At 38.3% G+C, this 24,943-nt stretch carries 23 protein-coding genes and 1 tRNA gene; 9 read left to right on the forward strand and 15 right to left on the reverse strand.

The window, feature by feature from the left end:
• Positions 1-5: 5 nt before the first annotated feature.
• The 4 genes from QXR92_05990 to QXR92_06005 all read left to right on the forward strand — a co-directional run bounded on the left by QXR92_05990 (position 6) and on the right by QXR92_06005 (position 5,501).
• The gene (locus tag QXR92_05990) at positions 6-1,916 is read left to right on the forward strand and encodes a 2-oxoacid:ferredoxin oxidoreductase subunit alpha (GenBank protein MEM0319550.1); all 1,911 of its coding nucleotides are present in this window, start codon (positions 6-8) and stop codon (positions 1,914-1,916) included.
• Positions 1,906-2,850, forward strand: a complete 945-nt coding sequence (locus QXR92_05995) for a 2-oxoacid:ferredoxin oxidoreductase subunit beta (GenBank protein MEM0319551.1) — start codon at positions 1,906-1,908, stop codon at positions 2,848-2,850. Before QXR92_05990 ends, QXR92_05995 begins: the two co-directional genes overlap by 11 nt.
• A gap of 61 nt (positions 2,851-2,911) precedes the next feature.
• The gene (locus QXR92_06000; protein MEM0319552.1) at positions 2,912-3,082 is read left to right on the forward strand and encodes a YHS domain-containing protein; all 171 of its coding nucleotides are present in this window, start codon (positions 2,912-2,914) and stop codon (positions 3,080-3,082) included.
• 28 nt (positions 3,083-3,110) lie between these two features.
• Positions 3,111-5,501, forward strand: a complete 2,391-nt coding sequence (locus QXR92_06005; protein MEM0319553.1) for a cation-translocating P-type ATPase — start codon at positions 3,111-3,113, stop codon at positions 5,499-5,501.
• 47 nt (positions 5,502-5,548) lie between these two features.
• Here QXR92_06005 and QXR92_06010 read toward each other — a convergent pair whose 3' ends face one another.
• The 10 genes from QXR92_06010 to QXR92_06055 all read right to left on the reverse strand — a co-directional run bounded on the left by QXR92_06010 (position 5,549) and on the right by QXR92_06055 (position 15,906).
• On the reverse strand, positions 5,549-6,067 hold the full coding sequence (locus QXR92_06010) for a DUF1616 domain-containing protein (protein MEM0319554.1): 519 nt from the start codon (positions 6,065-6,067) through the stop codon (positions 5,549-5,551).
• Positions 6,068-6,075: 8 nt separating this feature from the next.
• Entirely contained in the window at positions 6,076-6,561 is a 486-nt protein-coding gene (locus QXR92_06015; protein MEM0319555.1) for a DUF1616 domain-containing protein, read from the reverse strand.
• On the reverse strand, positions 6,551-8,920 hold the full coding sequence (locus QXR92_06020; protein ID MEM0319556.1) for a DUF58 domain-containing protein: 2,370 nt from the start codon (positions 8,918-8,920) through the stop codon (positions 6,551-6,553). Before QXR92_06020 ends, QXR92_06015 begins: the two co-directional genes overlap by 11 nt.
• Positions 8,913-10,691: a hypothetical protein gene (locus tag QXR92_06025; protein ID MEM0319557.1), complete on the reverse strand. Its 1,779-nt coding sequence runs from the start codon at positions 10,689-10,691 to the stop codon at positions 8,913-8,915. Before QXR92_06025 ends, QXR92_06020 begins: the two co-directional genes overlap by 8 nt.
• Positions 10,691-10,918: a hypothetical protein gene (locus QXR92_06030; protein ID MEM0319558.1), complete on the reverse strand. Its 228-nt coding sequence runs from the start codon at positions 10,916-10,918 to the stop codon at positions 10,691-10,693. Before QXR92_06030 ends, QXR92_06025 begins: the two co-directional genes overlap by 1 nt.
• Positions 10,919-10,928: 10 nt before the next feature.
• Positions 10,929-11,627 (reverse strand): hypothetical protein, encoded by a 699-nt coding sequence (locus QXR92_06035; protein MEM0319559.1) that lies wholly within the window; start codon positions 11,625-11,627, stop codon positions 10,929-10,931.
• Complete coding sequence (locus QXR92_06040) at positions 11,618-12,271, reverse strand: hypothetical protein (protein MEM0319560.1); 654 nt, start codon at positions 12,269-12,271, stop codon at positions 11,618-11,620. The genes QXR92_06035 and QXR92_06040 overlap by 10 nt, the downstream gene beginning before the upstream one ends.
• Before the next feature lie 5 nt (positions 12,272-12,276).
• On the reverse strand, positions 12,277-13,227 hold the full coding sequence (locus QXR92_06045; protein ID MEM0319561.1) for a MoxR family ATPase: 951 nt from the start codon (positions 13,225-13,227) through the stop codon (positions 12,277-12,279).
• A 7-nt stretch (positions 13,228-13,234) separates the two neighbouring features.
• Positions 13,235-14,770 carry a hypothetical protein gene (locus QXR92_06050; protein ID MEM0319562.1) on the reverse strand — a complete coding sequence of 512 codons (1,536 nt, stop codon included), beginning with the start codon at positions 14,768-14,770 and terminating at the stop codon, positions 13,235-13,237.
• A 212-nt stretch (positions 14,771-14,982) separates the two neighbouring features.
• Entirely contained in the window at positions 14,983-15,906 is a 924-nt protein-coding gene (locus QXR92_06055) for a glycosyltransferase family 2 protein (protein MEM0319563.1), read from the reverse strand.
• 42 nt (positions 15,907-15,948) lie between these two features.
• Here QXR92_06055 and QXR92_06060 point away from each other — a divergent pair, with 42 nt between their 5' ends.
• Positions 15,949-16,401: a hypothetical protein gene (locus QXR92_06060; GenBank protein MEM0319564.1), complete on the forward strand. Its 453-nt coding sequence runs from the start codon at positions 15,949-15,951 to the stop codon at positions 16,399-16,401.
• 370 nt (positions 16,402-16,771) lie between these two features.
• Here the strand turns inward: QXR92_06060 and QXR92_06065 are convergent.
• Positions 16,772-16,847: transfer RNA gene (locus QXR92_06065), tRNA-Arg, on the reverse strand.
• Entirely contained in the window at positions 16,838-18,019 is a 1,182-nt protein-coding gene (gene thiI / locus QXR92_06070; GenBank protein MEM0319565.1) for a tRNA uracil 4-sulfurtransferase ThiI, read from the reverse strand. Before thiI ends, QXR92_06065 begins: the two co-directional genes overlap by 10 nt.
• 333 nt (positions 18,020-18,352) lie before the next feature.
• On the opposite strand from thiI, the gene QXR92_06075 reads away from it, so the two are divergent.
• From QXR92_06075 to QXR92_06090, 4 genes are all read left to right on the forward strand, one after another.
• Positions 18,353-18,916, forward strand: coding sequence for a hypothetical protein (locus QXR92_06075; protein MEM0319566.1), 564 nt, complete (start codon positions 18,353-18,355; stop codon positions 18,914-18,916).
• Entirely contained in the window at positions 18,906-19,199 is a 294-nt protein-coding gene (locus tag QXR92_06080; protein ID MEM0319567.1) for an acylphosphatase, read from the forward strand. The genes QXR92_06075 and QXR92_06080 overlap by 11 nt, the downstream gene beginning before the upstream one ends.
• A 286-nt stretch (positions 19,200-19,485) precedes the next feature.
• Positions 19,486-20,118, forward strand: a complete 633-nt coding sequence (locus tag QXR92_06085) for a hypothetical protein (protein ID MEM0319568.1) — start codon at positions 19,486-19,488, stop codon at positions 20,116-20,118.
• 138 nt (positions 20,119-20,256) lie between these two features.
• Positions 20,257-20,985 carry an HAD-IA family hydrolase gene (locus tag QXR92_06090; GenBank protein MEM0319569.1) on the forward strand — a complete coding sequence of 243 codons (729 nt, stop codon included), beginning with the start codon at positions 20,257-20,259 and terminating at the stop codon, positions 20,983-20,985.
• A 59-nt stretch (positions 20,986-21,044) separates the two neighbouring features.
• On the opposite strand, the gene QXR92_06095 is transcribed toward QXR92_06090, so the two are convergent.
• The 3 genes from QXR92_06095 to QXR92_06105 are packed head-to-tail and all read right to left on the reverse strand — an operon-like array spanning position 21,045 to position 24,839.
• Positions 21,045-22,394, reverse strand: a complete 1,350-nt coding sequence (locus QXR92_06095; GenBank protein ID MEM0319570.1) for an amino acid permease — start codon at positions 22,392-22,394, stop codon at positions 21,045-21,047.
• Between the two features lie 35 nt (positions 22,395-22,429).
• On the reverse strand, positions 22,430-24,331 hold the full coding sequence (locus QXR92_06100; GenBank protein ID MEM0319571.1) for an aldehyde ferredoxin oxidoreductase family protein: 1,902 nt from the start codon (positions 24,329-24,331) through the stop codon (positions 22,430-22,432).
• Complete coding sequence (locus QXR92_06105) at positions 24,324-24,839, reverse strand: 4Fe-4S dicluster domain-containing protein (protein ID MEM0319572.1); 516 nt, start codon at positions 24,837-24,839, stop codon at positions 24,324-24,326. Before QXR92_06105 ends, QXR92_06100 begins: the two co-directional genes overlap by 8 nt.
• Positions 24,840-24,943: the final 104 nt, after the last annotated feature.

Here is a 24,943-nt window from a genome sequence, read left to right on the forward strand (position 1 = left end):
TCTCATTGAAAGAAATCAACATAATAATTGGAGGACCACAGGGTTCAGGTATAGAGACATCGATGTCAATACTCAGCAGAGCTTTTACCAGGAAGGGATATGGAATCATTGCTAGCAGAGAGTACTTTTCAAACATAGTTGGAAGACATAGCTATATAGTAATGAGGGTTTCATCTGAGAAGCTTCCTCAATCAATAGACTTGCCTGTTCAGATAATAGCAGCATCTGATGCCGAAACTGTTTTCACGCATTTCGATGAAATAAGAGGCGGAGGAGCCCTCATCTACGATATTAACAATGAGAAAAAGAAGCTAAATGAAGTTCCAAGCATGGAGAATATAACCAAGCAGAGAATAAGAAGAAAGCTGGAAAGCAAGGGATTAGATCAGGCAGTATCGTCGATTATCGAATATTTGAGAAAAGAGGAAGGAATAAAACCAATAGGCATAGACTTTGCTTCTATTCTCTCAGAGCTCTCAAAAAAATTCAAGCTGGATCCAGGGCATCTCTCAAGATATGTAAGTACCATACTTGTATCATCCATTTCAACAGTCATTGGCCTCGAGGACGATTACCTCCTATTTGGGATAACTTCGCACTTCAAAAACAGGGAGAACATCTTAAAGCATAATTTAGCTCTTTATGAGATGGTTTCTGAGCGTCTCCACTCAATGAAAGAGATCCTCCCGCTTGATACTCCCAAGCTAAAAATAGAAAAGATGATGGTCCTCACAGGAAATGATGCTGTAGCTATTGGCAAGATAGTTGGAGGAGCAAGATATCAGGCATACTATCCAATAACTCCCGCGGCCGATGAAAGCACAACTCTGGAAAAATATGGCCACGGAACAGAGGGCAATCAAGACATAGGTCCAATAGTGATCCTCCAAACAGAGGATGAAATTTCCGCCATATCATCAACAATAGGAGCAGCACTGACTGGTGCAAGGAGCTCAACTGCAACAAGCGGTCCAGGATTCGATCTGATGGTTGAAGCACTTTCTTGGGCAGGGGCAAATGAAGTCCCAATAGTTATAACGTATTATCAAAGGGGCGGTCCGAGCACAGGACAGCCTACTAGAGGAAGCCAGAGCGATCTAATGAATGCGATCTTTTCTTCACATGGGGAGTTCGCTAGAATAGTCATATCATCAGGCGATCATGAAGAAGCAATTTTAGATGCTGCTGAAGCATTCAATTTGGCCGAAAAATTTCAAGTTCCAGTCATCCACCTTTTGGATAAATTTCTAGCCAATACAACCGCTTCCGTGAAAATACCTGATATTGAAAAAATCAGAATAGAGAGGGGTTCTATCTTCAGAAATGGAGGCGAGTACAGAAGATTCGATGCCTCTAATTCTATCTCTCCAAGGGCATTCATAGGGGATGATGGGATAGTTATCTGGTATAGCGGAGATGAGCACGATGAAATTGGCCACATCGTGGAGGACCCGGAAAATAGAATAAAAATGTATGAAAAAAGAATGAAAAAGCTCGAGCTAATAAGAAAGGAAGTTCCTTTAAACGAGAAACTCAAGGTCTATGGCTTTGAGGATCCAGAATTTATCATCATTGGTTGGGGATCAACAAAAGGAGTTGCTGTCGAGGCTTTGGAGTCTGCTGCAAAGGAGGTTGGAGTTAGAGGGGCCTACGTGAACCTAAAAATGCTTTGGCCATTTCCTTCCGAAGAGCTCAAGGAGATTGTGGGGAAAATTTCGGAGAAAAAAATTATTGTTGCTGAGCATAGCTATGAAGCTAACATAGCACGTCTCATGGCTATGGAGGCTGGGCTCAACGTTGGAGGAAAAATTGTGAAATACACAGGAAGGCCCTTCTTCCTTAGTGAATTCTACAGGGCTCTGAAATCAATTCTCTTTGACAATGAAGAGAAGGTGGTGTTGACTCTTGGAGCATGAACTGAACTATAGAACTGATCTGTGGATCGATTGGTGCCCGGGATGTGGGAATTTTGGCATATTGGCAGCAGTAACTAGGGCCATGAAAGATCTAAGGCTGGATCCCTCAAAAACTGTGGTCGTTTCTGGCATTGGATGCTCGGGAAAAATCCCACACTACATCAATGTCAATGGAGTTCATACACTTCACGGTAGAGCAATTCCTTTTGCTACGGGGATAAAAATAGCCAATCCAGATCTAACAATATTAGTTCATGGTGGAGATGGAGACCTCCTCGGAATCGGAGCTGGTCACTTTGTCGCCCTTGGAAGGAGGAATTTGGACATTGTAGTCATGCTACACAACAATGGAGTGTATGGACTGACCAAAGGACAGGCTTCCCCAACTCTTCCTCTGAATTCAAAGACAAAGGGGCTAAATCTTCCAAATATCCAGGGCTCAGTCAATCCCATAGCGCTTGCTCTTGCTTCGGGCTATACATTTGTAGCCCGAGGATACGCATTCGATGGCAATCATCTCTCCGAATTGATAAAGAAGGCCATTCAGCACAGAGGTGCTGCATTTATAGACATTTTGCAGCCATGCGTTACTTTCAACGATATTTATACTGCAGATTTCTACAGGAAGGCCATTTACAAGCTAGAGGGCGAAGAAGGGTGGGATCCTGTTGTAAGAGAACCTGCTGAAACAGAGGAAAAGATACTGAGAGCAATGAGAAAGGCCATGGAATGGGGAGAAAAGATACCTATAGGTATTTTCTATGAAAATCCAGCCATAACAACTTTCGAGGACAGGCTCTCTGATATCTTGAGAGGCAGCTATCCAAAGAAATCACCTTCCAAATCAGTCATTGAGAAGGATGGGAAGAGCATATTCAATGCAGAAATATTCGAGGAACTCTTCAAGGACTTCATCATTGAGGTAAAAGGTTGAACTTTTTTAGACTATACGTTGCGAATTTAAGCATGGATACTTATCTGAGAAATGATGGATCATGACAGTCGAAACAGACCCAGTCTGTGGCATGAAGGTCGATACCTCAAAAACAAAGCACAAGACGATATACAAGGGGAGAACATATTACTTTTGCAGCGAGAGATGCCGAAAAGCCTTCGAGGAAAAGCCTGAATATTATTTAGAGCATGGTCCACAGGGAATGCCGTAATTAAGCATTGCAGGAAAGAGAGCATCCCATGGTCAGAGAGAAAATAAAGATAATTGGAATTGACTGCCCAACGTGCGTTTATGCCATAAATAAAAGCTTGTTGAAAGTTATAGGCTTCATGAAGCTTGAAGTAGACGTTTCCAGCGGAGTTGCAATAATTGAATATGACAATAGCCTAACAAATTTGAACAAAATTTATGAAGCTATTAGGGAGGCAGGCTATGATGCTGAAAAAGAAATTATTGAATTTACAGCAGATTTTGAGGCTGAGCAGGTTAAGAGCATCGAGGAAAAGATTCTCAATGCCCGAGGAATTTTCGACGTAAAGGCCTCTCCACTTTCAGGAACTATCAGAATTGCGCTTAATCCGCATTCATCTGAAAAAGAGAAGCTTGGAGAGATGCTGGAATCTATCGGAATCAGGAAGAAGGAAACTACAAAGAAAGAAGGAGGAAAGGAAGAGGGTAAAGCAGTTCTAGCTAAGAAGCTGTTGGCCTTCTCCCTTGGAATTTGTGTGATAGCTCTCTCCATGCTGGGCCTCGGCTCAAGCGGAGGGATCCCCCTTCTTGCAATAATACTTCTAGCATCAATCGTTCAGCTCCTATCTCTTGAGACATTGAAAAGAGGACTGAAAAGTCTGATTGTTGGAACCCCAATTATGGACTCTCTCATCGCTTTATCTTCCACAATTTCCTTCGTTTTTGGATTGTTTTTTTCAATATTGGAGCCATCACCATCTATAAGTCCAGTCCACCCCACCTCATTCTTCGAGGCATCATCGGGAGTCCTCGGCTTTGTCGGTCTAGGAAAATATCTTGAGGGCAGACTCAGATATAGGGCAGCAAGTTATCTTAGAGAAATTGAGAGAACGATGGAGGGAAAAGCCAGGGTTTTAAGAGATGGAAGCTTGGTTGAAGTCGAAGCGAAGGAGCTTAAACCAAATGACATAATTGAGGTCAAGAATGGTGAGAAAATTCCTGCTGATGGAATAGTGATAGAGGGAAAGGGCTATGTGAATGAATCAGCCTTCACAGGGGAGAGCTTGCCAGTCTTCAAGACAAGTGAAAGGAGGGATAGTGTATTAGCGGGGACAATGCTGGTGTCTGGTTATATGAAGATTAGAGCAACGAGAGTTGGAAAAGATACCTCCATTTCTCATATAGCGGCAAGTGCGAGGGAGGCACAGCTATACAAGCCCCGCTTTCAGATGATGGCAGATAGAATAGTTGGACGAATGACTTGGGCTGTTATCATAATTGCTCTATCTTCCTTCTTAGCATGGTTCACCTATACACACAATATATCTCTTTCCCTAATTTTTACAGCATCTGTCTTGGCCGTTACTTGTCCTTGCCCCCTTGGTATAGCAATTCCAATGGTTGTTTCCCTTGGTATTTCTAACCTTGCCAGAAAGGGGGTTATCGTAAGAAGGGGAGATGTATTCGAAAGGGCAAAAAATGCCACAATGGTAATCTTTGATAAGACAGGAACGCTTACAAAAGGCAAGCCGAAGGTAGCTAAATTTATTTCTTTGAGCAATCAAAACAATATTGATTTTTTATCATATGTTTGCTCCATTGAGAAGAAAAGTGAGCATATTCTGGGAGAGGCAATACTGGAGTTTTGCGCGGCTAAAGGTATAGAAAAAGCCGACGAACCCTCAGATTTTGAGAACTTTCCTGGTCTCGGAATTGTTTCCAGATTCAACGAGGAAATTTTCGCTGTAGGTAGCATCGAATTGATGAAAAAGATGGGAGCTCAAATTGAAGAAAGTGTTTATGATGAGGTGAGCAGAATAGGAAGAAATGGTGGTACCCCTATACTTGTATATCACAATGGCAGAGTTTGGGGGATATTCGAAATACATGATGAGCTTAGAGAGGAGGCAAAGGAGATTGTGGATTTCTTCAAGAAAAGGGGATTGAAGGTTGGAATTGCTAGTGGAGATGTGGAAGAGAGCGTGAAGAATATAACTGAAAAAGTCGGTGCTGATTTTTTCAGAGCATCCCTAAGGCCTGAGGATAAGGCAGATCTCATTAGGGAGATGGAGAGTAAAGGGGAGAAAGCGGTCTTTGTTGGCGATGGAGTCAATGATGCAGTGGCTCTGGGGGCATCATTTCTCGGCATTTCCACAAGCAAGGCAGCAGATATTGCGAAAGAAGCAGGAGACGTGGTTCTCGCTTCTGATGGCCTCAATGGACTGAAGGAACTATTCATTGTGAGCAACAAAGTTCTGAAGGGAGCCAAGGAAAATTTGATTTGGGCTTTTCTCTACAATGGAGTGCTAATTCCAGTTGCATCAGGCCTTCTCTATCCTTTCTTCGGCATCATTCTTATGCCCCACTTTGCTGCTCTTAGCATGGTTCTCAGCGATATAACCGTAATACTTAATTCATTTAGGGTTCTCACTGTGGGTTAACCTTGTAGGTTTTTCAACGCTCTTGAATAATTAGGAGTCGCAAGCCTCTAGAGGGATATACTTCTGTACCTTCTTATTGATGCTATGAAGCACATTGAAATCGTGAATATATTGAGACCTATAACTATGGGCGTTAATCTTATCCCCCATGGTGTATAATTTAAGATTAAGCCAATTAATGGTACAATTGCAAGACTTAGCCCAATAGAAAGGGCTAGCTCCTCAAGTGGTGAGAGCTCATCGGGTTTGTAGAGTGCTTGAATTAATGTGTAGCCTGGCAGGAATAAAACAGTAATTGAACCAAGCAAATATCGCAGAGGTAATAAAAGAGGAAAATCTTGTGTTATATAAATGAGTCCAATTGTGAGAAAATTAATTATCAAAACAGCATATATCCAAAGAGAATAATCCAACCTAAGTAGATATTGGGGAAAAGATTTTGGGGGATTTGGATCCTCTATAACTAAATCTCCACTAATATTCTTTTTATACAAATCCAAGATTTCATTCAATTTTCTCCATATTTTTTTCTCTTTAACCATATCTTCCAGAGTATTACTCGTCATAGCATTGATCACCATGCCCCTATGCTTGTAACATTTAATCTGAGAAAGACGTATATCCCAGTATAATTCCATTCATTCAAAGTGCTATTGAATATATATAGCTCAAAAACCAGTGTCTGATTAATCCATGGTTCATTGAAAACAACTTCCACCGGAATCGTGGCGTTGCATTCGTTGCAGAGAACGATATATTTAGTTAAAACTGGAGGAACATCAAGAGAAGTTCCATTGATTGGTATTTGACCATTTCCTATTTTACCTTGAATCATAAACAAGGCTGTATATCCCATGTAGTTTGCTAAATATAGATTCAATTTAACTTTCTCTCCAACAAAAACTTCTCTAGGATAATCTCCAATCTTAGCATCTTCTCCTAATAGGCCAAGAGATGCAAATCTCTCGGAACTTCTGGGTATTATCATTGCTACAGATAGAACTGAACCTACTATTGTCACAGCTAATATTACAGCGAAAACCTCTTCATCAAGCCTCATACAGTCTTCCCTCCAAATATGTTTTTTCAATATAGGCTGGCCTATATCCATGCTCAACCAAGCTTTGGGCTATGATGTTATACTTCAAACTTAAAGAGTTCGAATTAATGATAAAGAATTGAGAACCCCTCGAAACTCCCTGGTTTTCCAGTTCTTTGACTAATGCATCTGCCTGCATCCTGTAATATTCAATAAGGTCCTTGAAGACTTTTGTATTTACTTCTGAGCTTATACTTATGCTTTTTTTAGGCCAACTCTCATAATCGAATAGTGCCTCCACTTTTTCCGCTTTGATAATGGATTCTAAAGCTGCTAGAACTTCAATGCTTCGACCCTTCACCAAATAAAATCCTGTTCTGGGTACTTTAAGAAATAATACCTTTGATGATTTATCGCTTAGAATAGCACTATATGTTGCCTCTATAATCATATCTAACTCAACTTGGTTTGGAGCAGTCCAGTCTGCTATAACAACAGTAGCATGATTCAGCTCGGAGATGGGGGTCGAAGCATACTCTTTGATAATTAGTTCTCCCATACTGGCACTTTTTTTCCAGTGTATATTCCTCGGAGAGTCTCCAGGGATATATTCTCTTACTCCAGCGTAATCCCCACGAAATGATTTACCTACTAATTTCTCATAAACATCGAAAACACTATGAGGAAAGCTCCAATTAAAGGTCCATGAACCACCTTTCCTGCTAATATTCAGCTCTCTAAATGAAGTAAAAAGTATGTAAGGAGCTCCAATTTCATTGATGTATTTCTCTAGAATGGCTCTAGCTTTTTTTCCAATTAAGCTTCTCTTAGGAATGATCCTAATTGTTGCATTTACAGGTCTAAATACCAATGTTGCTAGTCCCCTTTTACCCCTAAGCTTTATGCCGACAACATATCTCTGCAACCCTGCATGTTCAGGTCTAAACGCCAAATCAACTTTAGCAGAATCGAGGATATCTAAGCTTCTAACAAGCTTATTATTCAAGTACAAATATGCTTTTGCTTCTCCTCGCCCCCGTATGTTCATTTCGATTTTACCGGTATCCCCAAGATATATACTGAATGGCGCATTAACCAATTCAACATTGAATACTGATAATTCAACATATTCAATAAAGACCGAAACAATTAACATAAATATAATAGCTATACCTGGTATGACAGTTACTGGTTCGAGAATATATATAGGAAAATAAATTAGAACTGCTCCCATTATATCGACAAATGGATTCTCTATATTGCTAATATTTGATAAATATTCCAGGAATATAAGTATAGCTAGGAAAAAAATTATGACACCTATTAGAAAATTCAAATTAGAATTCAAATACAAATATAGAATGTTGAAGGATAATCCCAAAATAAATCTATAGAAATTCCTAGCAAGAAAATACAGGGGAAGAAAAACTAAAAAAAGCGCAAAGTAGTAATTGCCAATTGTAAAGATACTATATAAGATTAATAAGGCAAATACAAGCTCAACTGCTGCTAGTAGTTTCCTATTTTCACTTTTTTCTCTAACTGATTTGCCTAGAACCAAAGCGCCTATTGTTGACAAGAAGGTCATCATTAAAGCAACATAGGGGGTTATTCTTCCAGTTAGCTCTAGTACCTTTAAATACTCCAATAGATTTCCTGACAAAAAAGATTGATCTATAAAAACTTTTTTGCCCTTCAGCAGATTGTCTAAAAAGTTATTATTATAATTAATTATTGAATTCACAATTAGTCCATTTGCAGCAATGACATATAATTCCCCCTTCCCAATGCTATATCTTGCACCGATGATAAATGACCCGATGGGCTCATTCAAATCCCAGTAACCATTTCCATTGAGATCAACATATGAATAATTGCTGGTAGCTATGATAGGCTCTCCTTGCTTTACATTGAATAGAAACGGTTCATAGATCGATACATTTGAATTATATATACTGCTTAAAGCAACCACTAATTTAGGGGTTCCTTTATTTAAAACTGGATCGTAAACATGATAGTCAGAGACATAGTCTTTAATACCTAAACCGTTCAGAATACTATTGATAAACTGACCATTACCAGTGATTGCTACCTCTCCACCATTCTCTATGAATATCTTCAATTTCTCTAGATCTACAGTTTTTGATTGATTTATTCCATTAACCAGCAAAATTGTATTATTTGAATTGATTTTTGCCAGCTCATTGTAATCTAGCATTACAAGAGGTTTGTATTCCGCATAAAATCTAGATAGACCAAGATTCCCGTTATTTAATATGCTGTAATCGATGTTGGAAGGCATAGTTAGCAATAATACAAGAAAGATAAGTACACCAATCAGTAGTGAAATTGTCAGAATGATACGCTTATTCTCAATCAACCCTCTCAGCCTCTTCAGCTATCTCATTGGCTATTTTGTCGGCCTCTTCATCGGCTGGTTTGTCACCAGAGTACAGATCTCTTTCAACTATGGTAAGAAGCCTCCACATTGCTTCAGACAAAATACTCTTCGATATAACCCTCCTGTAGTGCTCTCTCAGAGTTTCATAGTAATCAGGCTGTTGTAAGCGGAGTTTATTCAATAAATTGTAGTAAATGTTTACTAGCCTCGATTTAATACTGTACTTGATTCTATGTTTTGATGGAGCGCTTGCTGCTTTTGATCCTTGATTTGCTTTTGTCTTTTTAGCGCTTATATCAAAAGGTGGTATTATAAGAAATTCACTTCTAATATAATTGATTAATAGTATTGAGGCTATTATAAATGCTAATAAAAAGGAAACATTAACATACATTATTTCTTTATGTAAAATTAATATTTGTGTTCCATATTCATTAACGAAGTAAACATCCATTTTCAAAATACTGGGAAAAAGTGAGAAAAAAGGTATACCAATTTCATCTATGCTGTTATTTAGTGTCGAATTCAGGATTTCTTTATTGTTCACATATATTATTAAATCAACATCTTTATTCTCATAATTGACCACTGTTACTGGAAGGGAACTTCGCCAACCAAAAACTATTAGAGGAGTCTGGACTTCTATATTCGGACTTTTAACTGCTACTGTGAAAGACTTCTCAATAGAATATTGCACTGTAGTAGATGTGCTGCTAATGACAACCTTTAATTGGTTGATTCCAATTTTGAATAAAGTTGAGTTAAATGGGATAATGTATGTGTTAGCTCCAAGCAGAATACTCGTGTTTAGTACTTCAACATTATTTATTGACATTGTTACGTTGTATGTATTATCTGATTTCAAAGTTATTGATAAGTTATCTCCAAAGTTTATTGCCGGTTGAACTTCTACTGATACATTCGGATATCCATAGACAACCTCGAAAAGCTTAGTATAGCTCAAATTAAGATTATGAAAACTATACGTGACCACTAAGGCCAGTTGGACAAGGTTTTCCACTACCAAGTCTTTCACTTCATTCAAATATGGTACTCTATAGGTAACAATACAACCGGTACTTCCACACGCGCTCCGATCTAGATCACTTAATTTTTTGAAAGTTGGCCAATGATCCACCTGGACTTTCAATATATTGACACCATCAACGAGAGGTGTTATATTTATGACAAGGCTTTCACCTGGTTGAAATACCTTCTTAGGGATATCTACATTTACTAATTCCGGACCCTTTAGCATATTCAGTATGGATTGATATATGTTGGGATATATAGTGTTCACGAGCATGCCAACCAAATAGAGATCTTCGTTCTTCAATCGATTTGCTACATCTCTGGTAATTGAGCATGAAGCTAAGTAATTCACATAGGTATTAAGCGTAGTGTTAAAAACATCTCTGGTGTTAATTAGGGTTCTCAGCAATGTCAAAGCAGATTCATTGGTGTAGGCACCTTCTCTGAGATTTTCCAATAAATTGAAATAATCTAAGAATGCTGTGTAAATTTTACTGTGAGGAGTTGAGATTTCACTTGGTAAGCCCATGTTCAATGCATCTTGAGCTAGCGCAAGTCCAGAAGAAATGTTATAGTTAACAGCATAATTCAACTCAAGGTTCAATAATTTAAGCAGATAACCGCAGTCAATATTTGTTTGCTCTTGAGATATTGCTACATATGGGGATGATACAATAAAAAAGGTTAAAATTAGCAGAGAAGCAGCATTCTTGTTCATTACTTTGAGAGCACCTCAAGGACTCTATAACTAATCATTATAGCGAATATTAACAGGAGAACTATTTGGAGAATCCTTCCTGGCAATCCAGGATTTCTAAACGGTTTAACAATAGCATAAGTTATATAAAATATCAGAATATTTACCGAGACATAAGCATCTACTCGAGTTTCATTCAGTAAAAAGAGAGAAGCGTTCAAAATGGAGGTCAATATAACGTAGGTCATCAAAAAAACATCAACTCGTCTCATCACGTTCCAAGACCTCAAACTCATATGTTGCTTGGTCTATATTGATTGATTTGTTCTTCAACAATAAATTTTTGTCAGTTAGTCTGTTTAAAATTATCATCATCAAAAATGTTACGGGATCCAAGGGATATTTGTAAAAATCTAAAATTCTCTTATCTATCTCTACAAGAGATATTTTGATTGTTTTATTAGAATATTCAACTCTCACTCTTTTAGATACTGGGAACTCCTCAGTAAGTAATTCGCCAAGTTCTGCTTCAATAGCATGCCCACTATCTTCATTAAGTTTCTCTATATCGTTCATCAAATCATCGACAGGTATAGCTAGATATGGGAGGTTTTTGTTAAATCCTAAACCTGCTTCAAGATGATTGAAATCTTTGCTATTAGTGAGAACCAAGAAGATTTTATCATCTTTTTTAACCAGTGCCGGCATTGCTTCAAGAAGTTCAAATTCCTCTATAGTGAGAGTAGCATATCTTGTTAGGATATTAGAATAGTTTAGGAGAACATTAGATAATCCTTCTTTGGTTGAGAAACTTATTGCTATTATTACTAAACCTAAAATCACATTTGAAGCAAATAAGCCTACCAAGCTAGAACTATTAATCAGCAGTCCATATAGTGCGAGTAAAGCTGAAATTAAGGTAATATTTAAACCAAGGACAAAGTATTTCAGATCCATGGTTTTAACCCATAGACCATTGGCTTGAACATTATATCTAAACCTGTAATTAGATGCCCTTTATAAATTGACACATTTTTCAGGATGAATAGTAATATGTTGTACAGACACGCTAAAATTCCTACAAAATACATTGGCGAAGTGTATAGAGCGGTTGCAGACAACGTTCTAGCTAGTATTGTTTCCTTTCTATCTCCCTCTTCTATTAATTGAGATGAGGATAAATCCAAAATACCAAGCAAACTATATTTGAGAGGATATTCTATTCCGACAACGAATCCAATATATACACCAATTATTGTTGCTAATGGTATATATAATGACAAGTAGTTTATTTTCTTTTTAATTAAGCCCCCAATAAATAAAGCTAGCAATGAGGCCGAAATGAAAATATCTACAAGGTTAACTAAGTTGAATATATTAAGTATCAAAAAAACAATATTCAGAGTTAAATTAAATCCAAGGACTAAGTTTAACCCAGCCAGGATTTTCGTTCTGAGTACAGTAACTAAATTAAATAATATCAAAGCATATGACAAATATACCAAAAGGAATGTAGAAGGATGCAAAATTAATCTGTATAAAGAGTTAATAACTAAAATCATAACTATCAGAACAATGCTTAATAGAAATTTCTTCTCCAACGTATTCACCTCGGAACAGCTACTTTGCGAAGCGCCTCTTCAACCAGGGAATTACCAGTATAACCCTCAGACTCGTACTCAGCTTTGATTTTGACTCTATGAGCAATGACTGGAACGGCAACCTTCTTTATATCGTCTGGTATAACATAGTTTCTATTGTCCATCAATGCTATTACTCTGCTGAGTCTCAACAAATCAACTGTAGCTCTATGAGATGGACCATATTCAACCCTTTCATCACTCCTTAAATTCGAAACTATCGCAACACTGTATTCCTTAATATTTTTCTCAACATACACTAACCTGTGTATTGAGTTAACAACATCAACAACTTCAACTAGTGTAGTAACTGTGTCAACGGGTAGATTCATAATTATGTCAGCTTTATCAATTATTTCCAATTCTTCATCGAACTTGTTATATGTGCTCAGTACATTAGCGGAGAACCTATCCACAAGCGTCTCCATAACCTGAAAGGCTCCCCTAGCCATAGGAAATGGAATAGAGGTAGCTATCACGAGAAAAGGCTTCTGGAGCTGATATGTTTCGCCATCAACTGTGACCTGCTTTTCCTGCATTGCTTCGAGCAAGGCTGACTGGGATCTAGTAGATATTCGATTTAGCTCATCAATAAATAATATATTTGAAAAAACTGGTCCTGGGATATACACTTTTGTACCATCTAACCTGTAAACATGAAATCCTATTATATCACTTGGCAACACATCTGGGTGTCCTTGTATACGTTTATATTTACCTCCAATGACCTTCGCAAGAAGTTTTGCTAACAGGGTTTTGCCTGTGCCAGGATAGCCCTCAATCAATAAATGTCCTCCAGAAAACAGTGTTGCCACAGCTAATTCCACTAGCTCTTTTTTCCCGACATAGGCCTTTGATATTTCTTTGAGTATGTTATTTACAATCTCTCTCGCTTGTTCGAAATTCATATCGTTCATTCATTTATCACCGTTCCAAAATATGTCTAATAGCTTTGCGCAAGGGATCTATTGATAAGTAGGAAAGTAACAAGAATATAAACACGTAGAGCAATGTAACTAGCGTTTTGAATTTATCGAAAAACTGTGGAAAAAGCTCACTATTACCGAGGTTGTTCAGAGCATTATTAAAAGAATTAAAAAAATTCCATGTGTTGTTGTCCAAATTTGCCATTAATGTGATTTCACCATAAAACTCCATATTACTCGAATCATTATAAATTAGCTTTGTTTTAATTAGCCTCTGAAGTACTAATTTTTCTTCGCCTGACCCCTCTACAATATAGTAATATACCCTTCCATAATTATCCTGGTTGCTCCATTCCTGCTTAATTATATAATTCTCAAGTTCAAGAATCGTTTTTGCATCATACAATTTATTTGGAGTTCTGGACAAGCTCAATATCCCCTTATATACATTGGAACCATTTCCTGCACTAAACTCGCTCAAAATAGCGTCTTCAATCCCATCGTTATATATATACGAATATTCATTTACTGTAATAATTCCGATCTTTTCAAATATGATTGCCGTGGAATTATTCATGAACTGTTCCTCGCCGCTTAATCTAACTTCTATTCCACTGTTCAATGGTGAATTAATGAGAAAAGTTTGTGTTATGATAATGAGCGAGATTAAGGAAGCGAAAACAATAACTATAGATAAAATAAATGATAATAAATTATCCTTTTCATCAATTTTCTCTCCGAGATAAGAGAACTTAATTATTTTTCGATTAATTATCAGAACCAGAAGAACGGAGACAAGTGAGTAAATTAAAGTCGACGATAGCATTTTTCCCAAAATTCCCATTTCTACATTTTGAATGTAAAGAACTGTTCTAATTAAATCTCCAGCGAATCCTATAACTGTTGCCATTATCAACAAAGCAGTAATGCGTAAGATATTTCTGTAGCTGATTTTTTCATTGTACATGACAGCTATAACTATTGGAGTAACTGATAGTACCGAGCCAATTAGCGATAACCCAGGACTCAGGAGCAATAAATTCAATGTGCTGAATTTGGTAATTGATATAAAAAAGCTAAGAAATACCCCTGAAATTGATGGAGGTATAGGAACTGTACATAGAAGAATCAATAGGACTGCTATCATTTGAACTATATTTTTAAAGTCGAATATTAGGGCAATCATCGCAAATACAAACAGTATGAAGCTTATACCATCGTACTGTAAAAGGTATTGCTCATTGCTATAGCCCATTTGATAAAAAATTAAAGCTAATAGAGAAAGCACTATGAACAAAAGAATTCTGCTAACCCTAATTCTTGATGAAACCCCAATTCTACTCAGTATATGAAATATAGATAAATAAGCAGTGAAGTAGCATACAATGAGATAGCTTTCGGTAAAGCTGAGAAATATAAATCTAAAATATGACGAATAGGTCTGTAAAACATATTGTAAAATTCCTCCAGCATATATTGCTAAAGCTGTTAGAGCTAACAATTGTTGGGCCGATTTTTTATTTGCGAAAGCCAAGATTGATATACCTCTAACTTCTGATGCTTTTTGATTAAATACTTAATAAAATGTTGATTATACAAATGTTTTAAAATGTAATTTAATATCAGAAAAATATAAAGCTATTAATGTTTTTAATAACAATGAAAAGAATCTGTTAAAATATCCTATTCATTTTGCCATAAGTCTCTAACAGCTAAGTTTTTTTATGAGAAGTTTATAAAATTACCTTACTTTTGTTCCATTCTCTGAAGAATTAGTTTTCTAATTCTTAATTCCATTCTCTTCAGATAGAGAGTTAGAATCCCTAGCAACATTGCGTTGAATCCCGCAGATGTGAGAACTAAAGCAGCTATTCCTTTAATGAAATAGTTTACTCCTTCAAAAATATAATGATATGTTACATATAGTCCTAGAGCTATTCCAGGTAACAATAGTGAACTTGCTATCATTAACATGAAAAATATTGGATTGTATCTCCATGTCATCTTAACTAAATCCATAGCTATGTGGAATCCATCGAGAACTTTCAGCTTCTTTTTACCTATTCTCGGTCTATATTCAATTGGTATTTCACATATTTCAAGAGAGTTTCCTGCTATATGTGAAGCAATTTCAATTTCTATGCCAAAACCTCTCGTTTCGTACAATATATCTTTTAGCTGATTTATATTTACTAAATAAATGCCCGATAGCACATCTCGCAATCTCGTTCCGTATAAAATATTGAACATTTCTGTGATTATTTTATTACCTATTCTGTTTATAAACGGTATATTCTCTCTTCCCCGAACTCTAGCTCCTATAACTTCAACGCAGTTCTTTCTTTGTGCAGTTTCCAGCAAATAAGGAATGTATTTAGCTGGATATGTATAATCACCATCCATAACTATAGCGTATTTTGTATCAGCTAGGCTCAATCCCTTTTTTACAGCATCAGCTTTTCCTTTCCCATCTTGGTATATGATTCGTACTTCCAAGTCTTTTGCTATCTTATCTGTTCCATCTGTGCTACGTCCATCCACAATTATTATGTTATTTTTAGGGATCCCCACTTCAAACAATTCTTTTAGAACCAGGCCTATACTTTCTTTTTCATTTAATGTTGGTATAATTACCGTTAATTGTGACAAATCAAAATTAATGTTTATCACCCTGGTCCTTCAGTGAAATAGTTAATAGGAGCTGAACTATTAATGAATATTAAAAGAAAGATAAGAATATATTCATTAATACTGCTAATTGTTACAATGTTAGGGAACGCTGTTGTCATATCTTCATCTGCAAACTCTGAGAATTACCTTCAGCACATTGAATCAATCGTTGTTAAATTAGAAAAAGCTAGTGAAGAAGGTCTGAATACCAGCAAAGTGGAACAATATTTAAACAATGCTTTGAGTCTTTTAAGCAATGGAAATCTTACTACCATTGAGGAAAATTGGGTCAATAATAATTTAACCCTGGCTGATGAAGAATTGAATTCACTAACTAGTAATCTAAATTCATATGTGTTTTGGAAAAACGTAAAACTTATCCTGACTATAGGATTAATTGCTTCGATTCCTATTTTAACTTACTTATTTCTTCCCAGAATATGGGCTTACGCGTGGTTTAAAACAAGGAGAAAATGGATTGTCAAGAAAAAGTAATTCTTTTTCTTATAAGTTTACTTATCGCAAAGCACATAAAACTATTAAGGATTATCTTGTCGTTTTCAATATGATGCAATCCTCTAAATGAAAAATAATAATAGTATTAAAAATTCTAAGTTTCATACCAATCTAAAAAATCTGTTGAAATTATTTCGCCCTAATAGAGCAGCGATATTTCTATGCTCATGAAGAATATTCGCAGATACTATCAAGGTTCTTGTCTAATATGCTAATTTCTTTTGAGTTTAAAGGGGTAAAAGCCGTGAAAATTAGAGTTCAGCTAAATTATAGTGATCAAAGCCTTTTAATCCAAAAATCCGTGCTTCTCGAGTAAAAGGAAGTTAGCTATTAATTTGAATGAAGTACGCGGGCCCGCCGGGATTTGAACCCGGGATCTCCGGCTCCGGAGGCCGGTGCCTTAATCCTGGCTGGGCTACGGGCCCTGCATGCAGAGCTCACTTCTTTCTATTATTTCTGCATTATTGATGACTTCTCCTTTTATCTCGTCTCTCAACCGAAGTTCCTCATATATTTCAGATAGCCTTTTCGGATCAACCGAAGTGCTAGCCTTTGTTCCTGAGATAGCACAGAACTCTGGCATCATGCTACTGTGCTCGTAAGTTCCAATCTTTCTAGCTAAGTCAATTATTTCAACCTTGTCCATACCTATAAGAGGCCTGAGAACTGGAATACTGACAAACTGCTCTGTAGCAAATAAGTTGTCCAGGGTCTGACTTGAGACCTGTGCAAGGCTCTCTCCAGTAACTATTGCTTTTGCCTTCTCTCTCTCAGCAATAATTTCTCCCCCCATGTACATTGAAGCCTTCAGAGCAACCGTCCTAAAACCCTCAGGAAATTTATCCAGATATGGGAATATCCATCTATGTTCAATAATGAAAACTTTGGAATTGTAGCCATATCCCCAATTGCAGAGTAGCTTTCTCACAGTCTTCAGAAAGACCTCCTTTTGAAGCTTTCCTCCTATGTTGAAGAAAACAATGTCCGCTTTTGCACCTCTTCTCATAATCATCCAAGCAGCAACAGGAGAATCAAACCCCCCAGAAACCAGAGCAATTACCTTTCCATCCGTTCCAAGAGGTAGGCCTCCAGGTCCCCTTATATTTTCGGCATAAACTAGAAAGATACCTCCTCTTGCCTCAGTCCAGATACTAACTTCAGGGTTCTCCAGATCTACCTTTTTAGCGCCTCTCCTTAGAAGCTCAGAGCCGAGCTCTCTTTCGATGTCTTTGCTATTGAACCTCTCCTCATATGCCCTCCTGCCCCTCACCATAAATATCTTTCCTTTCACATCCTCTTCGACAATATTAGCAACCTTTGAAACAAGATCTCTCAAATCGCTATATTCTCCCCTATGGGCTCTGCTCACCCCTGTAACTCCAAATACTCTTGAAATCACTTCTGCCTCTCTCCCATCTTCGGATATTCCATCAACAATGATCCTTCCTGGATGCACTTTTACTTTAGCATCCATGAAGCCGTTTTCCTTCAGAGCTGTCTCTATATTTTTAGCCAGAATCGTCTGCATCCTCCTTCTCGCTATTTTTCCCTTTATGCCAATTTCTCCGAATTTAACCAGTATAACATTGAATTTCAAGTTCTTACCCTCTATATGTGAAAATAAATAGCCAAGCTAATAAACCGAAATATTTTCTTCGTTTGAGATAGAATTTAAGAGAAAAAGTTACTTTAACTTAAAAACTTCTCCTCTTTATGACGGAGATGATGAGGTAAGGCTTATAAGCTCTATATTCTCTAGCATGTATCGAGAAAACATTTCCCCGAGCTCTGCATTATGCAGGGTAGGGGCAATGCTTTCATACCTGGGGCAGAGCTTAAACCCAGCTCCAACTGGGAATGCAGCTCTAAGCCCCCCAAGGAACCCTGCACTTTAGTGCGGGAAGGAAATCAGCTCAGTGGGGGAAATGATTTGGAGCCAAGCAAAGATAAATCGGTGGCCCTTATAATAGTAGTGGGAACAGCCTCTCTCTTGCTCCTTCTTGGCCTTATTGTAACTGCTTCACAGGTCGTCTGCCCCAGCTATATGCCTCTTTATTCGCAACCAGGATTGAAGCTTGTTTATAACATTACTATAAATCAAGGTGATTACAAGCAGGAGGAGATGAGAATCGAAACCGTACTGGCTAGAAGTCTTGGAAACTACAGTGTTAACGTATCTGTCTACAACTTGACAAGTGGAATTGGACCTGCCACTGCAATATACAATGGTAACTTGACCTTCAGAATTGCTGAGGGACTGGGAATGGAGGAGCTAAACTTAGTGGATACAATGCTCCCCATTGGCATGCGAGAATTTACGGTTTCTGGAATAACTTTTATTGGTATAAGGTACTACGATCCCTCCAGTGGAGTTATAATTACAGCCGACCCAAATACTGGAATTATTCTGAGCATAGAATATTCAGGGCTTGGAATGTATTACTCTGCTAATCTTATCCAAATAGAAGAGGGGAACTCCTGCCATGCCTGGTAAAGCGAGAGTTCACATCAGAGTTTATGGCAGAGTTCAAGGTGTTTTCTTCAGAGCCTTCGTTAAGTCTCATGCGGATAGGCTTGGAATAACAGGATGGGTAAAAAATGTTGAGGATGGAAGTGTGGAAATTGTAGCAGAGGGGGAAGAGGACAAGTTGAAGGAGCTCATAGGCGAAGTTAGGAGAGGTCCTCCTTTAGCATTCGTTGAGAAAATTGAGGTAGATTGGGAAGATTATAGAGGAGAGTTTCATGACTTTCAAATTAAAAGGAGGCATGAATTCTGATATTCGTTTTCAATCATTCGCACGCTCTTATCTAATCTTACAACAAAACCCCAAGCTTGCACATGGAGGCGAATTGTTTAATTTTAAATGTCCAAAATTCAAGTGAATTTTGATTCCTCTCATGCTGAACGGGATCAATGTAATGTATTTGCCATGCTTCAGAAAGGAATACGACAGGGATTTAAATGCATGTATTAATATAACTTATTTGCTAGAATCCCCTCGCTGCAGCGAGGGATAGTTCACATGAAGAACGGATAAAATTAATTGCAAGGAGGTAAGATTGTTGCCAATACCACCATCAATATATAACATTTTAGGAATAGTTGGGATTTCCGTTGTAATATTCGTCATCGGAATAATCATAGGGAAAGCGCTTGGGTGGGCAATTAGAAACCTGATAGAGAAGATTGGGATGAATGAGTGGATAGAGAAGTTCGCAATAGGGAGAGCAATTGCTAAATCTGGCTACAAGCCAAGCGATTTCTTTGGGAAAATAGCTTCTTGGACAGTCTATGCTACTACAGTAGTCCTCGCACTATACACTACAACCTCCTTCTTGGATCTTGCTGAGGCTAGCATATTGCTGAGAACGATTCTCGTAGTCTACATTGGAGGATTCGTCAAGGCCTTCCTAATAATCATCACAGGATTTCTTCTCGTAGATTCCTTTATTGGATACCTCTACAAGAGCTCACAGGTTGAGTCAGAGCTAGAATTTCTTGGTCCTATAGCAGAGTATCTTAGGATTCTTTTGTACATAATAACAGTAGTATTCGCGCTGGAGCAAGGAGGAATACAAATAGCTTTCCTGAGCAGCATGCTATCACCAATTCTTTGGGGCATAACTCTGGTTATGGTTATAGTTATACTGGCTCGTTCTCTCTCGAAGCATTTCAAATGCAGCGCTCCTCAATAGCTCTCAACTTTTGCTTTATTCTAAAAATGCCTCTAACCACGAAGCCCGATGCTTCTCCATAAACAATGATAACATAAATTTCATTATTAGAATAAAACAATTTTATCTCCCCTTTGAAAGAAGCCTATGGTAATTACCATGAAATTTGAAGGAATTACATTTGATCTTTGGTATACGCTTATCTATGAGACTGAGGAAGAAGAGAAAAAGTACCTAAGCATGAGGATAAAAGCTATAGAAAAAGGCCTAGAGGAACTAGGAATCAGCGTAGACGAAAATGCATTAACGAAGAGCTTTCTACACCTAGGGAAGTTTTCCCTATCAATTCGCTTCGATAGATTCATAAAACTAATAATTTCTTCTCTCGGTCTGTCTCTCTCTGCAAAAGACATCGAGACTATAGGAAGGATCTACCTAAGCGAAATAGAGAAATACAGCTTTAAGCTGGGTCCTAGCGTTCCTGATATTTTAAGTGAGCTGAAGAAGATTGGAATGAAAATAGCAATCATCAGCAACACCTCAATTCCCGAGGTTGTTCTCTGGAAGATTCTCGACAAGCCAGGCATATCTCAATATGTGGATGCTATCATTTCTTCCTCTGATTTGGAGGTGGAGAAGCCAAATCCATTGATATTCGAGATCGCTCAAAAAAGGCTAGGTGTAGATGCCAGCAGGGCTCTTCACATCGGGGATTCCTGCATTGAGGATTACCTGGGAGCTCTTTCAGCAGGACAGAAAGCAGCACTTTACACAGGGCTCTATATTCACAGAAGGGAAAAGATTCCCCACGAACTTTGTCTAATGAACAGGACTCCAGTAATCGAAAGGCTTACAGTTGAAGATATTTTCCTCAATAATGGACTCTGAAAAGAGAAAATTAATATAAAATAATACAAAAAAAGAGAAAACAACACCATTTCCTTCTCCTATTTTCCTCTATTCAGCAACCTGTATACAATACTTATTATCGCGATTACAATCAAACCAGAGGGCACGGTCACCTCTATTCCCGGAGTTACTATCGTTGAGATCAGCACTCCCATCAAAGCCATCAAACCCAGCAGAGATTTAAGTGGAATTCCTCTCTTCCTGAAATTCAGTGAAAACGATATATGTGATGCTAGTATTGCCATCCACGTGAATATTCCGCCGAATGCTGCAACTCCAAAAACTATTAAGTAAGACAATGAGGAACCAAAGCTGTAAGATAGAACTGTTGTCACAACCACTCCTACCATTGATGCTGCTAGTGCATTGAACGGAGATCTGAACCTGTTGAGCTTTCCAAGAAACGAAGGAGCTAGACCTCCTCTAGCTAAAGAGAAGAGCATTCTCGAAGTTAAATAGAGGTTCGTGTTTGCTCCAGAAAGAGCAGCAGTCAGTATAACAAAGTTCACTAAAGAAGCTGCTGCTGGTATGTTGACTTTATTGAAAACGAGAACAAATGGACTTTCAGTTAAACCAGCAGAGCCCTCTGGAACCAAATTGACGATTGCTATTATAGATGAAACATAGAGAAATGTCAGCAAGATGACCACTGCCCTCAATGCCCTCGGCGAATCTTTTTCCGGATTTCTAGCTTCTCCAGAAGTTACTCCGACAACTTCAACTCCGATGAAAGAGTAGATAGCAACTACTGTTGCTAGCCAGATACCTGTGAATCCTCTTTGCGAAATGTCCTGGAAAAATGGAGTGGTTGAAATGAGACCAAACTCTGACGGATGTAGCAGTATGTATGAGCCAATAATAATGAATAAAAGAATAACTGATACCTTTATCGTTGAAAGAGCATATTCAACTGCCCCCAAGACATTGACGCTAATAGAGTTCAGCAAGAAAAGCATTGCTCCAAATATTACTATCCAGATCACTGGGCTGACTTCATGAAACCAGTAACTCATATAAATAGATGCTGCTGCGAGATCTGCTCCTATTGCAAAGGCTTCAGCGAACCAATACATAAATTTCACAAGAAAGCCCAGATACCTGCTGATGAAAATTTCGGCGTGGTTGCCAAAAGCTCCAGGACTTGGAAACAGCTTGGTCATCTCTGCTAAGGCGGTCCCGACCGAATATGCTATTAGAGCTCCCAGCACGTATGAGACAGCTGTTCCTGAACCTGCCAATTTTATGGCGAAACCGCTTCCCAAAAATAGCCCAGTACCTATAGCCGATCCTATTGCCATCATTATCATTTGCCCTTGGGAAAAAGCTCTTTTAAGCCCCTTTTCCCTATCCTCAATGCCCTTTCTAATTGATTCTATATCCTTTCCCATGGATTTCACCAAATATAATTATTATATATATTTTTTTAAGAAAAGAGCTCTATTTTTCTTCTTTTCAAATCCTCAACGACATCCGCAAGTCCTAGCCTAAGCAGTGTGCTCTCTCTCGGTATTCCGGTATTCACATCCCAATTTCTTGCTGCGTAGTATTCATCAAGCATTCTCTCAAGTTCAATAACTTGTCCCTTTGACTTTCCTACCTTCATTGGTTCTTTCAAAAAGCGAGATGGAAGTGAATCGTCCTTTCTCCTTATACCCTCTCTGACTAAATATGCTCTTTCCAAATTCACAATTCTCTCTCCTGTTTCTTCAATTTCTCTTGGGCTCAGGGAAATTCCAGTAACTGCTGTGAACAGTTCGGAAATTTTCTCATAGTTGAGAATGTTCATGTTCTCAGCTAGATTTTTGCATACTTCCAGTGAATCAACTAGCGCACAGATGTTCTCATAGTAAGCAACCAATCTTCCCTTTCCTCTTATTCCAAGACGAATTGTTGCCTCCGGTTCTCCAAACATCTCCATTCCGATTTTTGGATCATCACTCAGCTCAATGAATGGCTCAGATCTGAGATGGTCAGCTCCTCTGCTGGCGACTGCAAACCCGAGACCATAGCCCTTCAACGCTCTAGGATCTGCTTGTATCATCTCAAGTCTCTTTACGTGGAATGCGAGCTCCATTCCTTTTCTCAATTTCTCAGCAGCTTTGACTACCCCTTCAGAGAGTAATTTTCCAAAACCATCTTTCTTTGCTATCTGTTTTATCAACTCGATTACTGCTTCCATGTTTCCCCAATTGAGCCTGAGGCCATCAGTATCAGCTAAGCTTATGAGCCCCCTTTCGTATAGCTCCATTGCCCACGAGATGACTTCACTTGTCGTGATTACATCCATTCCAAGCTCATTGAGGAGATCAACTGCAGCTAGAGCTTTCTCCAGATCTCTATTTCCTATTCTAACAGTCATCCCAGCCAGAGCTTCATATTCCAGCCCTTCATTCACAACAATCTCACCGTCTTTATGATAGACATAGACTCTACTGCATGGAACAACACATGAAAAGCAACCCCTGACCTTTACATTGTGCTTTACAGCTAATTTTTCACCGCTTACATCATAGGCGAAATCAACCTCACCGCGAGAAAAGTGATATGCGGGAAGCATGCCTATTCTGTTTCCAGCAAGGAGAATTCTAGTTGTTCCCATTATTCTTCTTGGCCAGAACTGCTCATGAGAAAATACTTCTTTTTCTATTTCATCAACAATTTTCTCGAACTTATTTTGATCGGCAACCTCAACATATCCATCTCCTCTAACTGCTACGGCCTTGACATTCTTCGATGCCATAAGGGTTCCCATCCCGGTTCTTGCTGCAGGCCTGACTCTGTTGAAGAATACTCCTCCAAAGAGAACACCGTTTTCAGATGCAGGGCCCACTATGCCTACTTGAACTCTATGATCTCCAATTTCACGTATAATTTCATCGAGAGCTTTAGATACGGTTTTCCCCCAAATTCCTTCAGCGTCTCTAAATTCAACAGACTTTTCCGTTATGTATAAGTATATTGGCTTTCTGCTCTTTCCCTCCAATATTATCTGGTCAAAGCCAGCATATTTCATCTCAGCCCCAAAATGTCCTCCAGCATTTGAATCCCCAAGGATTCCAGTAAGCGGCGATTTTCCACTCACATTCACTCTCGCTCCAAGAGGAAATCCTGTTCCAGCTATGGGACCAGTTGATATCATCAGTTTATTATCAGGGCTCAAGGGATGTACTTCTGGAGGAACCTCATCGTACAACTTTCTTATGTTAAATCCTCTTCCTCCGATATATCCAGCCGCTAGTTCTTTTGTAACTTCCTCGAACTTTACTTCTCTCCTCTCTAGATTAATTCTCAATATTCTGCCAGCATATCCATATAGCTTAGACATCTCTTATCCCCCACTTGCTCCTTAATCTTAAACCTGCTGCTAGGGCAGTTGCATAATCTTTCCCAAGCTCATGCTTCTGTGGCTTCTCAATCTGTTGATCCCTGCTTGTTAAAAAGAGAGCACCCGTTGGGCATCTTTTCACACATTCTGGCTGACCTCCACATAAATCACAGAGAAGAGGTTTCAATTTCAGAGGATTCATTGATAAGTAGCCATACGGACAAGCGTCTATGCATGAACCGCAGCCAATGCAGAGAAACTCATCAAGCTTAACTTTCTTTTCTTTTTCATCGAAATATAGAGCCTTGGTTGGACAGCTTTTTGAGCAAGGAGCATCTTCACAGTTCTGACAAATCAATGGAAAGTCAATTTCTCTCAGATCATCTTTGATTATTTTTATTCTAGAGAAAGTTGATGAGAAGAATCCTTCATGTTTAAAGGAACACCAGAGCTCACAATATTTGCATCCAGAGCATTTAGAAAAATCAACTTCTAAGCGAAGTCCCATTGGCTCATGGTATCACCACAGGATTTGTGTATTTGAAAAAATTTGCTATTTATATTTTTTGAAACTGAAAGCGTTGCCTTTTTCAAGGTTTTTAGGAAGCCAAA

Source organism: Fervidicoccaceae archaeon, from assembly GCA_038734945.1.
Lineage (GTDB): Archaea > Thermoproteota > Thermoprotei_A > Sulfolobales > Fervidicoccaceae > ARK-14.

Bases quoted from the DNA above. Each gene is read 5' to 3' on its own strand.
- QXR92_06035 (MEM0319559.1), bottom strand. From the start codon at position 11,627: ATGGATCTGAAATACTTTGTCCTTGGTTTAAATATTACCTTAATTTCA.
- QXR92_06000 (MEM0319552.1), top strand. From the start codon at position 2,912: ATGACAGTCGAAACAGACCCAGTCTGTGGCATGAAGGTCGATACCTCA.
- QXR92_06045 (MEM0319561.1), bottom strand. From the start codon at position 13,227: ATGAACGATATGAATTTCGAACAAGCGAGAGAGATTGTAAATAACATA.
- QXR92_06015 (MEM0319555.1), bottom strand. From the start codon at position 6,561: ATGAGGCTTGATGAAGAGGTTTTCGCTGTAATATTAGCTGTGACAATA.
- QXR92_06005 (MEM0319553.1), top strand. From the start codon at position 3,111: ATGGTCAGAGAGAAAATAAAGATAATTGGAATTGACTGCCCAACGTGC.
- QXR92_06080 (MEM0319567.1), top strand. From the start codon at position 18,906: ATGCCTGGTAAAGCGAGAGTTCACATCAGAGTTTATGGCAGAGTTCAA.
- QXR92_06095 (MEM0319570.1), bottom strand. From the start codon at position 22,394: ATGGGAAAGGATATAGAATCAATTAGAAAGGGCATTGAGGATAGGGAA.
- QXR92_06100 (MEM0319571.1), bottom strand. From the start codon at position 24,331: ATGTCTAAGCTATATGGATATGCTGGCAGAATATTGAGAATTAATCTA.
- QXR92_06025 (MEM0319557.1), bottom strand. From the start codon at position 10,691: ATGAACAAGAATGCTGCTTCTCTGCTAATTTTAACCTTTTTTATTGTA.
- QXR92_06105 (MEM0319572.1), bottom strand. From the start codon at position 24,839: ATGGGACTTCGCTTAGAAGTTGATTTTTCTAAATGCTCTGGATGCAAA.
- QXR92_06010 (MEM0319554.1), bottom strand. From the start codon at position 6,067: ATGACGAGTAATACTCTGGAAGATATGGTTAAAGAGAAAAAAATATGG.
- QXR92_06060 (MEM0319564.1), top strand. From the start codon at position 15,949: ATGAATATTAAAAGAAAGATAAGAATATATTCATTAATACTGCTAATT.
- QXR92_06090 (MEM0319569.1), top strand. From the start codon at position 20,257: ATGAAATTTGAAGGAATTACATTTGATCTTTGGTATACGCTTATCTAT.
- QXR92_06030 (MEM0319558.1), bottom strand. From the start codon at position 10,918: ATGACCTACGTTATATTGACCTCCATTTTGAACGCTTCTCTCTTTTTA.